Here is a 12502-nt window from a genome sequence, read left to right on the forward strand (position 1 = left end):
CCCCACCAGCACAGATCTGTTCCCTACTACTGGGGTACTGGTCAGGCATGCTAACTATTATTAAAAGAATAAGAATACTAACTTAGAAATTGGATCAGAATATTTATGTCCGCCGCTGAATCTTCTCGGAGCACCCAGGCACCAGCTGCAGGGTCTCGACCGGGTACTTTACGCACCCTGCTCAGAATTTTTCCCTACGCCAAATCCGCTCTTCCCCGCATCATCCTTGGAATGGTTGCCGCGCTACTGGCAAGCCTGGTAGCCTTGAGCGTCCCCCAGGTGCTGCGCTGGTTAGTTGACGGACCACTGGCGGCAAAAGACCCCGGGCAGGTCTGGCCTGCGGCTCTGCTGGTTGTGGGTTTGGGGGCTGCCGAGGCCCTCTTGATTGCGCTTCGCCGCTGGTTTGTACTCACCCCGGGTACGCACATCGAGGCGCGTATGCGCAACGAATTTTATGAGCAGCTTCAGGACCTTCCCATCTCTTTTCATGATCGCTGGCCCAGCGGTCAATTGCTCTCACGAGCGGTCAGTGATCTTAACCTGATTCGGCGCTGGATTTCTTTTGGGCTTGTGCTGCTCGTTGTGAACCTGGTGACGATTATTGCTGGGCTTATCATCCTGGCCACCTGGAGTTGGATGCTCGGCCTTATCTTTTTGGTGTGCTCAATCCCCGTGTGGATATACGGTTACCTCTTTGAAAAGAAATACTCGGTGATTACCCGGTTAAGCCAGGATCAGGCCGGTGATCTAGCAACCTCCGTTGAAGAGTCTGTGCACGGCATCCGGGTGCTTAAAGCGTTTGGCCGTGGTAAACACGCGCTGAGAAAATTTGAATCACAGGCGGAGGAACTACGCGGCACCGAGATTTCCAAGGCAAAAGCGGTAGCCGGACTCTGGTTCTGGTTGATGCTTGTACCGGACATCGCTTTTGGCGCCTGCTTAGTTGTTGGCGTCTGGCTTGCCTCATTGGGGCAGCTCTCTGTGGGCGAGGTTGTGGCGTTTTTTGCCACCGCTACCGTGCTGCGTTTCCCCATTGAGTCAATTGGTTTTCTTCTCTCAAATACTTTTGACACTCGCACGGCGGCCGATCGTTTTTTTGAGGTGATGGATACCGCCAACACCATCACAGATCCCGACGAACCCAAAAAGATTAACCACCCCGCGGGAGAACTTGTTTTTGACGAGGTGCACTTCCGCTACCAGGACTCGCCGGAACGTTTCCCCGATCTGCTCAACGGTATCGATTTGGTTGTAAAACCGGGGGAGACAATGGCCCTGGTTGGTCTGACCGGAAGCGGTAAATCAACCCTGACCGCCCTCACCACAAGGCTTTACGATGTCACGGGTGGCAGCATCCGACTCGACGGTGTTGATGTGCGCGATCTGAGTCTTTACGATCTGCGCAAGCACATCGCAATGGCGTTTGAGGATGCCACGCTATTCTCGGCATCCGTACGCGAAAACGTGCTGCTCGGGCGTGACGATCTTGACCCGCATTCCGATGAGGCCGAGCGGATTCTGACGGAGGCGCTTGAGGTAGCCCAGGCTAAGTTCGTTCACGAACTCCCCGAGGGTGTTGACACAACGGTGGGTGAGGAAGGACTCAGCCTCTCGGGAGGGCAGCGACAGCGTCTCGCTCTGGCCCGGGCGGTAGCGGCAAACCCCCTGGTGCTGGTGCTTGACGACCCCCTCTCCGCGCTGGACGTGGATACCGAGGCGCTGGTAGAGGCCGCGCTGCGCCGGGTCCTTGCAACCACCACCGCTTTTGTGGTGGCACATCGACCGTCAACGGTGATGCTGGCCGACAGGGTGGCGTTACTCGAGAACGGTCGGATCACCGCGGTGGGTTCTCACCAGGAGTTAATTGCGACCAATGAACACTATCGTTTTGTTATTTCCAGTATGGAAGATGAAGAAAAAGAGGAGATTCTTATGGAGGTGAACCTGTGACTACCGCATCAGTACGGGGTGTAGACGGCGAGGAAAGGCACGACTTTACTCGCGTTGAGAGCAAACACATGAGAAAGCGTTCGTTGCGCCTACTCGGTTCCCTTCTGCGTCCGCACCGGGGGCGGATCATACTCGCGGCCATTGTGGTTGTGGTCAGCACTGCCGCTCAGGTATCGGGCCCGGCGATCATCGCGTTTGGAATAGACAGTGGACTGCCCGCCCTGCTTCTCGGGGACTGGTTTCCTCTCGCTGCCGCAGGCATCCTCTATCTGGTGATCGGGGCGATAGGTGCTGCGCTGATTGCCTGGTTCACGATCTTGAGCGCCCGGATCAGTCAGGCAATCCTGATTGATTTACGGAAGCGGGTTTTCCTGCACACCCAGAAGCTTTCACTCGAGTTTCACGAATCATACACATCGGGCCGTATTATCTCTCGTCAGACGAGTGACCTCGACTCAATTCGGGAGCTGCTTGACTCGGGAATTAGCCAGCTTATACAGGGCTTTCTCTACATGATTTTTGTGGCGATTGCACTCTTCTCTCTGGATTGGGTAAGCGGAGTGACTTTGCTCTGCGCCCTGATCCCGCTGTTCTTCCTGACGCGCTGGTTTCAGAAGCGCTCACAGAGGCTATTTCGTATTTCGCGAGTGGCTTCCGCTCAGGTAATTGTGCAGTTTGTAGAGACAATGACGGGAATCCGCGCGGTCAAGGCGTTTCGTAAGAAAAAACGAAATGAAAAAGAATTTGGCCGTTTGGTCGAGGCCTACCGCGGTGTAAACGCGAGGGTTATTCAACTCTTTGGTGTGTTTGATCCGGGCCTTATCATGATCGGTAACGTAACCGTGGGCATTGTACTGCTCATAAACGGGTTCCGTGTGGTTGAGGGACAGCTTGCCATTGGTGTGCTGCTTGCGGCCATCCTCTATACCCGCACGTTTTTTGACCCGATGGAGGAGATGGCAATGTTTTATAACTCCTACCAATCGGCAACCGCAGCCCTCGAAAAGATCTCGGGTGTGCTGGAGGAGGAACCCACCGTTCCTGACCCTGCCAAGCCGGTAGACCTCTGGGAGTCGGAGGGGCACATACAGTTTGACGAGGTCACGTTTGCCTATCAGGATGACCGCGTTATTCTGCCAAACTTCAGTCTCGATATTCCGGTGGGGCAGACAATAGCGCTGGTGGGCACCACGGGAGCGGGCAAGTCCACGCTGGCCAAATTGATCTCGCGCTTCTACGATCCGAGCGCGGGATCGGTGAAGCTTGATGGCGTGGACCTGCGCCAATTGCATCCAAAAGATTTGCGCCGCGCAATAGTGATGGTCACCCAGGAGGCCTACCTCTTTAGCGGTTCGGTCGCCGATAACATTGCGCTCGGTAAGCCGGATGCTACGCGCGAGGAAATAGTAGCCGCCGCCGAGGCGGTTGGCGCCGACGCGTTTATTCGGGGGTTACCAAACGGCTATGATACGGATGTAAATAAGCGAGGTGGTCGAGTATCAGCGGGGCAGCGCCAGCTTATTTCTTTTGCACGAGCGTTCCTGGCAAATCCATCAGTGCTTATTCTCGATGAGGCAACCAGCTCGCTTGATATTCCCAGTGAACGGTTGGTGCAGAACGCTCTACAAACACTGCTCGCGGATCGCACAGCCGTAATTATCGCGCACCGTCTCTCCACCGTTGCCATCGCGGATCGTGTGTTGGTGATGGAGCAGGGACGGATTGTCGAAGACGGTTCACCCGCGGCCTTGATCTCCGGCGAAGGACGCTTCGCGCAATTGCACGCGGCCTGGAGAAACTCGCTAGTTTAGCGCTTTGGTGCGTCCTCTTCCCGGCATGCCGCGGAAGGGGCGCACCAACTTACTTTGATATTTGTAGGTAAGCGCTTCGTAAATCATGAGAATTTCTTCAAAACCGGTGGTTGTACTCGTCATCCACTGATCGATCAGGATACCCTGGAGAGCATGAGTAGGATCGCTGTCGTTCCGGGATCGTTTGATCCGGTCACCCGTGGACACCTAGACGTTATTGAACGAGCCGCACACATCTTTGACGAGGTGCATGTGTTGGTGGTGCACAACCCCGATAAAGAGGCGCTTTTACCCATCTCGCAGCGCGTGTCGCTGTTGGAGGCTGCCATTCGTGATGCCGGTATGCCGGCAAACATTATTGTTGCCTCCTGGAGTGTAGGTCTCCTGGTCGACTACTGTACCGATGTGGGCGCATCCGTCTTAGTAAAAGGTATCCGCTCCCAGGTTGATGTGGCCTATGAGACGCCCATGGCCATTATGAATCGAAGCCTGGCCGGTGTAGAGACCGTGTTTCTCCTGCCTGACCCCGCGCACGCGCACGTGTCCAGTTCGCTGGTGCGACAGGTCGCCGAACTTGGCGGTGATGTGAGCCCTTACGTACCCGAGGCTGTTGCGAAGTTTTTGCGGAGCTAACGGTGTGGTGTTGTGGCGGGTAATGCTGCTATGACCAGCGCAAAATCCTTGTTCTCAGCCCACAATAAGCAACACGTGCAGGACTATCCCGAAGAATGAGGTTAATTCTCATGAAAATTCAGGTAAGGTATCAGGGTGTCAACCAGTGTTTATCGCGAGAATGTTCGTGACCTCGTCCACCATCCGGGTGAGATGCGGGAGCGTCATCAGCATATTGTCGTACCTGAGGAGTTGGGTGCGGGGTTGGTTACCGTAAAGGCGGGTGAGCCTCTTGATCTTGGTCTCCGACTGGAGTCTGTTCACGAGGGAATCTTAGCTACCGCGACGGTCGCTACCACGGCCCGGGGGGAGTGCGGACGCTGCCTTAGCGATCTTGCTCTGGAGGTTCAAGTCGAATTTACGGAACTTTTCGCGTATTCTTTAGATGAGGCATACGAGTATGAGGTTCAAGACGACCACGTGGATCTTGAACCGCCACTGCGGGATGCGGTAGTTTTATCGCTCCCGTTTCAGCCCGTGTGCCAGCCGGAGTGTTTCGGGCTCGACCCGGTAACGGGTGAAAAGCTCACCGAAGCTGAAGCCGGCAAAGCCCCGCAGGAAACCGATCCGCGCTGGGCTGCGCTTAAAAAACTGGCGGCTTCCCAAAACGAGGGCACAGACATCGAGTCTGTGCCGTAAGTACGAGAGAAAAGAGAGAGTAATGGCTGTTCCCAAGAGGAAAAAGTCTCGCGCAAACACCCACGCGCGTCGTTCACAGTGGAAGGCAGAGGTGCCCAAGCTGGTCAAGACCATAGAGAACGGTAAGACCGTCTATAGTCTGCCTCACCGCGCAAAGGTAGTCGAGGACTCAGCGGGTACACCGCTCTTCCTCGAGTACAAGGGACGCAAGGTAGCCGACGTCTAGTCGGTCGTAAGACCCGTGGCAGATAATCAAGAACACACTAGCGTTAGTTCCTCTGCCGTACCCGAAGAGCCGTTCATGGATTCACACAGTGAAGACATGCACGGCTTTTTGGCGCGTCTGGGGGTCGAATTGCCTGATACCCTCATCACTCAGGCACTCACTCACCGTTCGTTTTCATATGAAAACGGTGGTGAGCCGCACAATGAACGCCTGGAATTTTTGGGTGATTCAATTCTCGGACAGGCCGTGACGGTGAAGCTTTTTCAGGATAATCCTGATCTTAACGAGGGAATTTTGGCAAAGCGTCGCTCAAGCCTGGTCAGCAGTGCGGCCCTCGCGGAAGTGGCTCGGCATTTTAAGCTGGGCCAACACTTACGCCTGGGTCGAGGTGAGGAACTCACGGGAGGTCGAGAAAAAGACTCGATTCTCGCGGACACGGTAGAGGCCATTATCGGTGCGGTTTTTGTGGGTTGTGGTCCTGTGGTAGCCAATAACTTTGTGCTGCACCTGATCAAGCCGCTTTTGGCCGATCCCGATCGGTTCGGAGCAGCCATGGACCCCAAAACCAGTCTGCAAGAAATAGCCGCTGAGCGTGGCTTTTCGGCGCCGCAGTATACGGTTACGGGCGAGGGCCCGGATCACAACCGGATCTTTACCGCTGTTGTTTCGGTGGGTGGGAAAGACCGGGGAACGGGAACGGGAACCAGCAAGAAGCAGGCCGAGGTGGCCGCTGCACTGGCCGCCTGGACACTTTTCTCCCGGGACAAAAACGAGAGTGCCTGAACTTCCCGAGGTTGAGGTTGTCCGTCTGGGCCTTGAACCCGCGGTAACAAACGCTACCGCTCAGGCGGTGGAGGTTTTTGAGTCGCGCTCCTTGAGACGTCACGATTCGAATACCGGTTCTTTTGAGCATTTGCTGACGGGAAAAAAGTTCCGTGCGGCTGTGCGTCGGGGAAAGTTTATGTGGTTGCCGCTGGACGGTGAGCGGGCTTTGGTGATTCACCTCGGAATGAGTGGGCAGGTCTTGCTTCGCACTTCGGGTCAGCCGGTGGAAAAACTGCTACGGGTTCGTACTCAGCTTGAGCATCCGATACACGGCGAGCTCAATATGGACTTTGTTGATCAGAGAATATTCGGCTCGATGGCGATCGACCGAATGCAGCCCACTCCGGATGGACTTCCCGGTGGTGCTGGGTCTGCAGAGCCCATGATTCCCCAGCAGGTGTCCCATATTGCGCGGGACCCCATAGATCCCGCCTTCGACGACGAGTATTTTGTGTTTCGGTTGCGTCAGCGTCGCACGGGAATTAAACGTGCCCTACTTGACCAACAATTGGTGAGCGGCATCGGTAATATTTACGCGGATGAGGCACTGTGGGCCTCCCGAACCCACGGTGAACACCCCACCGAGGAGGTGTCTGTACGGCGGGCCCGAGCAATTCTTGCCGCCGTACGCGTGGTGCTCGCAAAAGCCCTGGCGGAGGGCGGAACAAGCTTCGATACCCAATACGTTAACGTCAACGGTCAGGCCGGATATTTTGCACACAGCCTGAACGCCTACGGGCGCACCGGTAAGCCCTGTTCCCGCTGCGATACCCCGATCCAGCGCATTGTAATTGGTGGGCGGTCGTCTCATTTCTGTCCGCGCTGCCAGCGGCGGCGATGACGCCGCGCGGCCTAGCCTGAGTCACTGGGATGCCTGAACCCCAAGGATTCTGTGGAGCTCGGTTTCGAGCTGCCCGTGATTAAAATCTGGCAGGGCGAGGTTTGTTGCGGTGCGTCCCGCGAGGGAACGATATAGCGTAGTGGTCGCGCGGAGGGCCCGAATAGAATCCTCCGCACTGAAACCGGCCCAGCATTGTTCGAGCGCCTGCTGCACCTCGGCATCCATCCACTGACGCATTCGTGCTCCGCGGTGGTGAGTATTAAACCCCGACCCGTAGCGCGCGTGATGGTCCCACTCGATCATTCTCAGCAGCTCTTTTTTGAGATCCGCGTCCCGGATCTTAGCTGACCAGGGCTCGTGGCGTACGATTGCCCGGGCCTGCATGAGTGCCGCCGCCCAGGCCCAGTTGATCGACTCGTTAAAGTCCTGAGCCGACGGTGGGAGCGCTGTTTGTTTGTGTAGGGAAAGAGAAGAGGCTATGTTGTCTTTGTCAAGCAGTACCCGGAACGCTTGGGATCGGGGGCGGGCGCGAAGCTGTTCGGGGGGAAGTAGTGTGAAGTCGATTTTTCCGCCTCGATAGTACACCAGGCGGGTGGGGTTGTTTTCGCCGTCTGTAAGTCGTTCAATCACAAGAACCTCTCCGAGGGCTCGCCACCAGGTTTCGTCGGTCAGTAGCGCGGGAACATCCGTGCTGAACACCTCAATGTCTCGGTCCGAAAGCGGGTGTGCCGTATGGGAGGCGGCCGATCCGGTCAGAACGAGTGCCCGTATGTCATCGCGAGTTGACGCCCAGTGAACCAGGGTGTTAATGACTTGGGTATAGTCCACTTCTTTATCTTGCCACGACTTGCGGGGCAAACCTCAACGCAAGATCACAAAAATGCCGGATAGCGAGTGTAATCCGCGCTAACTCCTGTAGCCTGGAACCCTGTAGACACGGTTTATAACACGCAGAGAGGGTAACGAGGGTGCATCTAAAGAGCCTCACGCTCAAGGGATTCAAATCGTTTGCCCAACCAACCTCCTTTATCTTTGAGCCCGGTGTTACCGCCGTGGTGGGCCCCAACGGCTCCGGCAAAAGCAACGTGGTAGACGCGCTCGCCTGGGTGATGGGGGAGCAGGGGGCTAAAACTCTGCGGGGCGGCAAGATGGAAGACGTCATCTTTGCCGGAACTAGCACCCGCGGGCCGCTCGGGCGTGCCGAGGTGCAACTCATCATCGATAACTCCGATGGCGCTCTTCCGATTGAGTACACAGAGGTTGCCATCAGCCGTACGCTTTTTCGCAACGGTGCAAGCGAGTACGCCATTAACGGTGAGACCTGCCGCCTTCTTGACGTGCAGGAACTCCTCTCAGATTCTGGTTTGGGGCGAGAAATGCACGTTATTGTGGGTCAGGGACAGCTTGATGCGGTGTTGCGGGCCACACCCGAGGAGAGACGCGGTTTCATTGAGGAGGCTGCGGGTATTCTGAAGCATCGACGCCGGAAAGAAAAAACGGTTCGTAAACTCGATGCTATGGAGACAAACCTCACCCGGCTGGGCGATTTGGCGGGCGAGATTAGGCGTCAGCTGAAGCCGCTTGGGCGTCAGGCCGAGGTCGCTCGTGAGGCTCAAACAATAGCGGCCGAGGTTCGCGATTCCAAGGCTCGTTTGCTTGCGGATGACGTGGTAACCCTGCGCCGTGAGCTTGAGGAGTTTAACCGAGGTGAGGCCTCACGGCACAGTGAGAGAATCGTCCTTCAGGAACAGCTAGAGCAAAAACAATTACGCATTGCCCGTATTGAGCAACAGCAGGTGGGGGATTCCGTTGATCGGGCGAGACAGACCACGTATGCTCTGGAGGCGATAGAGGAGAGGCTTAGGGGTCTCTTCACCCTCGCCCACCAGAGGCTTTCGCTGCTCGGTAGCCAGGCGGACATGCCCGATCTGGCGCCGCGTGTTACTCAAAGCTCGGTGGCGGATGCCGAGCTTGAGCTTGAGGACCTGGCCGATATGGTTCCCGAGGCTGAAGAGCGCTGGCAGGAAGCGCAGCACGGCACGGGTATTGCTCGCGAGGCGCTTGATGCTATTGATGAGCATATTGCTGCGCAGAGTGCACTCATGTCGAGTCACGATCTTGAAATATCCAAGCTCACCGGCCAGCGTGATGCTGCTCAAACCCGGTTGAGTACCGTGCGCGATGAGGTGCTGCGGCAGCAAAAAGCGTTTGAGGAGGCGCAGCAGCGTCACGCGGTAGCGATGCAGGAGCACGCTATCTTCGCGGAGCAGAGCGAACACGGCCTTGAGCACGATCAGGATCTTGACGATGCGTATCATCGCGCGCAAAAAACGGTGAGTGCGGCCGAGGCAGAGATTGAGCGGTTACGTGACCTCCTTCACGGTCACGAGCGTGAGCGTGAAGCGCTTGCCTCCAGGGTGAGCGCGTTATCGCTGGCCCTTGATCGAAAAGATGCCGGAGCAGCCCTGCTCACTCGAGAGCACCCCGGGCTTCAGGGTCGGGTTGCGGAACACGTCAGGGTGCAGCCGGGGTACGAGACCGCGATTGGCGCTGCTCTGGGTACGCTGGGCGAGGCGATTCTTGCCCGTGATCACGACTCTGCTTATGACGCTGTTGCCCACGCAGAGGCTCACGATCTTGGCCGGGTTGATCTTGTGATCGAGAGCGCCCCACACACCCTGATTGATGCTTCAGACATTACGGGTGTGGTATCTGCGGCGTCCGTGGTGAGCGCCCCCGGCGGTGTGCTCGGCATACTTTCACACACCCTCATTGCGGAGGATCTCGGCAGCGCCCGAGAGGCTGCCGCCACTATCGTGCGTCGTGCCGATCTTGCGCTGGTCACGATTGTGACGCTCAGCGGAGATGTTCTCACCCAGCAGGCTGTGCGTGGGGGGTCAGGAAACTCTCCCAGCCGGGTTGAACTTGTGGCCGATAGGGACTCCGCCGCGGAGCGTTTGGTCGAGGTGGAAAAAACCATTACGACCGCGCGCTACGAGCTTACAGAACAGCGGGAAACCGTGAAAATATCGAAAGAACAGGCGGCTCAGGCGCTGTCTGCTCTCCGTGAAAATGATGCGGCGCAGGCCGCGGTGAGCGAAAAGCTCAATCGGTTCCGGATTCAGGCTGAGGCGAGTGCTGCCGAAGCGGAACGTCTTGAGCTGGGCCTGAGCGTGGCGGCAACTGCGGTAGAGGAGGCCGAGCAGAGCCTAGCCTCGGCGATGCAGGCCCTGGATGAGGCAGCTTCGAGGCCGCGCCCGATTCTCGATGTGAGCGAGCGTGACGCGCTGCAAGCGGAACTTGAGGAGGCACGGTCTGCCGAGGTGGATGCTCGTCTGGGCTTTGAAACCGCGCGTGAGCGCATCCGCGCCGCTCAGGAACGAGTAGACGGTTTACGCACACAATACGAAAGGGAGCGCGAGCAGGCCGAGGAGGCGGCGCGTCTGGCCGTCATCCGGGCGCGTCAGATGGCTATTGCTCACGAGGTGGCCTCGGCTCTTCCCGAGGTGCTCGACTCGGTGGGGCGCTCGGTGGCGGAGGCACGTATTGTGCAGAAGCGAGCGGAGGAGGAACGGGCCGCGCAGAACGCCGAACTCACCGGACTGCGGCGTGAGGAGGCAGAGATCCGTGATCGTCTCCGGGTCTTGACCGACGATGTTCACACTCTTGAGCTTCAGATCTACGAGAAGAAGCTGGGGCTTTCCAGTCTGCTGGAGCGGGCCGGCAGCGAGTTTGGCCTGGTGGAGGAGGTTCTGATAGCCGAGTACGGGCCGGATCAGCTGATTCACGTTGGAGGGAAGCAAGAGCCCGAGGCTGTTTTGGAATCTGAGAGTGAGTCTGGGTCTGAGTCTGAGTCTGGGTCTGAGTCTGAGTCTGGGTCTGAGTCTGCCCCCGGGTCTGAGTCTCGCTCCGGAGTCTCGACGGATACCGAAGGCACTCCTTATGTCCGTGCCGATCAGGAAAAACGCCTGCGTCAGGCCGAGCGTAAACTTTCCGAACTGGGAAGAGTAAACCCGCTTGCCCTGGAAGAGTTTGCCGCTCTTGAGCAGCGCCATAACTTTCTCGCCGAACAGCTGGCCGATCTGAAAAACACCAGGGCTGACCTGCTCACCATTATCGGCGAACTTGACGAGAAGATGGAGGGCATTTTTACCGAGGCATTTGAAGATACCAAAGCCGCTTTTGGTGAGGTGTTTCCGGTTCTCTTCCCGGGAGGAACGGGTGATATCTCTCTCACCGATCCCGACAATATGCTCACAACGGGCATTGAAGTGTCGGTGCGTCCCGTGGGTAAAAAGATTGAGCGTCTCTCCCTGCTCTCGGGTGGGGAACGTTCTCTGGCTGCGGTCGCTCTGCTCATCGCGATTTTTAAAGCTCGCCCTAGTCCCTTCTACATCATGGATGAGGTCGAGGCCGCTCTGGATGACGCCAACCTGGGTCGTCTACTCACCATTTTTCAGGACCTTCGGGAGCACTCTCAGCTCATCGTTATCACCCACCAGAAGCGAACAATGGAGATCGCGGATGCCCTGTACGGTGTGTCCATGCGGCAGGATGGTGTCTCCGCCGTGGTGGGACAAAAGATCGCGCGAGAAGAATCCGTAGTGGAACCCACCGAGTAACCCGGGAGACCCCTTCCCTCGAGCTAAGATTGATCCTATGGCTGAAAAATCATGGTCCCTCGCAGGAGCCCTTCGCGGCATGTTTACTCGCGAAACCATCACCGAAGATACCTGGGATGATCTCGAAGAGGCGCTCATCACGGCAGACTTTGGCCCCGACCTTACCGAACGTATCACCGACGATCTTCGCGCAAAAGTTACCCGATACGGCACAACCGATCCTCAAGACCTCAGGCGTATGCTTCGTGAGACCCTCGAAGAGAAGCTATCCCTGCTAGACCCCACGCTCAACCTTCAGGAGCGTCCCGCCGTGATCCTGGTCGTGGGGGTTAACGGTGTGGGCAAGACCACCACCATCGGTAAGTTTGCGCGTTTTTTGCGTAATTATGACCGCTCGGTTGTTGTGGGGGCCGCGGATACGTTTCGTGCGGCTGCCGTTGAACAACTGGCGACCTGGGCTCAGCGTGCCGATGTTGAGATTGTGCGGCCCCAGCACGAGGGTCAGGATCCGGCCTCCGTCGCGTTTCAAACCGTGGAGCAGGCTAAACAAAACGGCACCGAAATGGTCATTATTGATACCGCCGGTCGCCTGCAGACCAAGGGGGGTCTAATGGACGAGCTGACTAAGATTCGTCGTGTGATCGAGAAGCAGGCTCCTGTTTCCGAGGTGCTGCTGGTGCTTGATGCCACAACGGGTCAGAACGGGCTGGCTCAGGCCGAGGCCTTTATTCAGCATGCCGGGGTAACGGGTCTTGTCCTCACCAAACTTGATGGCTCGGCAAAGGGCGGCTTTATCCTGACGGTGCAGGAGAAGACCGGTATCCCGGTGAAGCTCGTGGGGCAGGGAGAGGGGATCGGTGACCTCACCGGCTTCACCCCCCACGTGTTTGCGCAACAATTGGTGGGATGACGCCTT

Annotated in this window: 10 protein-coding genes; 9 read left to right on the forward strand and 1 reads right to left on the reverse strand. The window is 57.2% G+C overall.

Features of this window, described 5'->3' with window-relative positions; translation table 11 throughout:
• Positions 1-105: 105 nt before the first annotated feature.
• The 7 genes from FrondiHNR_RS05685 (at position 106) to mutM (ending at position 6964) form a co-directional block, all read left to right on the forward strand.
• Positions 106-1950, forward strand: a complete 1845-nt coding sequence (locus FrondiHNR_RS05685) for an ABC transporter ATP-binding protein (protein WP_279354272.1) — start codon at positions 106-108, stop codon at positions 1948-1950.
• Positions 1947-3761: an ABC transporter ATP-binding protein gene (locus tag FrondiHNR_RS05690; protein ID WP_279354273.1), complete on the forward strand. Its 1815-nt coding sequence runs from the start codon at positions 1947-1949 to the stop codon at positions 3759-3761. Before FrondiHNR_RS05685 ends, FrondiHNR_RS05690 begins: the two co-directional genes overlap by 4 nt.
• Before the next feature lie 153 nt (positions 3762-3914).
• A complete protein-coding gene (coaD, locus tag FrondiHNR_RS05695) occupies positions 3915-4394 on the forward strand; it encodes a pantetheine-phosphate adenylyltransferase (RefSeq protein ID WP_279354274.1) in 480 nt (159 codons plus the stop codon).
• Between the two features lie 192 nt (positions 4395-4586).
• Positions 4587-5072, forward strand: a complete 486-nt coding sequence (locus FrondiHNR_RS05700) for a DUF177 domain-containing protein (RefSeq protein ID WP_279354482.1) — start codon at positions 4587-4589, stop codon at positions 5070-5072.
• 22 nt (positions 5073-5094) lie between these two features.
• Positions 5095-5298: a 50S ribosomal protein L32 gene (gene rpmF, locus FrondiHNR_RS05705; RefSeq protein ID WP_279354275.1), complete on the forward strand. Its 204-nt coding sequence runs from the start codon at positions 5095-5097 to the stop codon at positions 5296-5298.
• A gap of 96 nt (positions 5299-5394) precedes the next feature.
• Positions 5395-6081, forward strand: coding sequence for a ribonuclease III (gene rnc / locus FrondiHNR_RS05710; protein ID WP_279354483.1), 687 nt, complete (start codon positions 5395-5397; stop codon positions 6079-6081).
• Positions 6074-6964, forward strand: a complete 891-nt coding sequence (gene mutM, locus FrondiHNR_RS05715; protein ID WP_279354276.1) for a bifunctional DNA-formamidopyrimidine glycosylase/DNA-(apurinic or apyrimidinic site) lyase — start codon at positions 6074-6076, stop codon at positions 6962-6964. The genes rnc and mutM overlap by 8 nt, the downstream gene beginning before the upstream one ends.
• A gap of 21 nt (positions 6965-6985) precedes the next feature.
• Here mutM and FrondiHNR_RS05720 read toward each other — a convergent pair whose 3' ends face one another.
• Positions 6986-7792, reverse strand: a complete 807-nt coding sequence (locus tag FrondiHNR_RS05720) for an aminoglycoside 6-adenylyltransferase (protein WP_279354277.1) — start codon at positions 7790-7792, stop codon at positions 6986-6988.
• 140 nt (positions 7793-7932) lie between these two features.
• On the opposite strand from FrondiHNR_RS05720, the gene smc reads away from it, so the two are divergent.
• Positions 7933-11586, forward strand: coding sequence for a chromosome segregation protein SMC (smc, locus tag FrondiHNR_RS05725; RefSeq protein ID WP_279354278.1), 3654 nt, complete (start codon positions 7933-7935; stop codon positions 11584-11586).
• 37 nt (positions 11587-11623) lie between these two features.
• Positions 11624-12496, forward strand: coding sequence for a signal recognition particle-docking protein FtsY (gene ftsY, locus FrondiHNR_RS05730; RefSeq protein WP_279354279.1), 873 nt, complete (start codon positions 11624-11626; stop codon positions 12494-12496).
• Positions 12497-12502 lie beyond the last annotated feature (6 nt).

Origin of the sequence: Lysinibacter sp. HNR (assembly GCF_029760935.1) — a bacterium.
In the GTDB taxonomy this organism is placed as follows: Bacteria; Actinomycetota; Actinomycetes; order Actinomycetales; family Microbacteriaceae; genus HNR.

What these genes read in the sequence shown, in the direction of transcription:
- FrondiHNR_RS05685 (WP_279354272.1), top strand. Translation starts at nt 106, where the DNA reads ATGTCCGCCGCTGAATCTTCTCGGAGCACCCAGGCACCAGCTGCAGGG.
- FrondiHNR_RS05700 (WP_279354482.1), top strand. Translation starts at nt 4,587, where the DNA reads ATGCGGGAGCGTCATCAGCATATTGTCGTACCTGAGGAGTTGGGTGCG.
- ftsY (WP_279354279.1), top strand. Translation starts at nt 11,624, where the DNA reads ATGGCTGAAAAATCATGGTCCCTCGCAGGAGCCCTTCGCGGCATGTTT.
- rnc (WP_279354483.1), top strand. Translation starts at nt 5,395, where the DNA reads ATGCACGGCTTTTTGGCGCGTCTGGGGGTCGAATTGCCTGATACCCTC.
- rpmF (WP_279354275.1), top strand. Translation starts at nt 5,095, where the DNA reads ATGGCTGTTCCCAAGAGGAAAAAGTCTCGCGCAAACACCCACGCGCGT.
- coaD (WP_279354274.1), top strand. Translation starts at nt 3,915, where the DNA reads ATGAGTAGGATCGCTGTCGTTCCGGGATCGTTTGATCCGGTCACCCGT.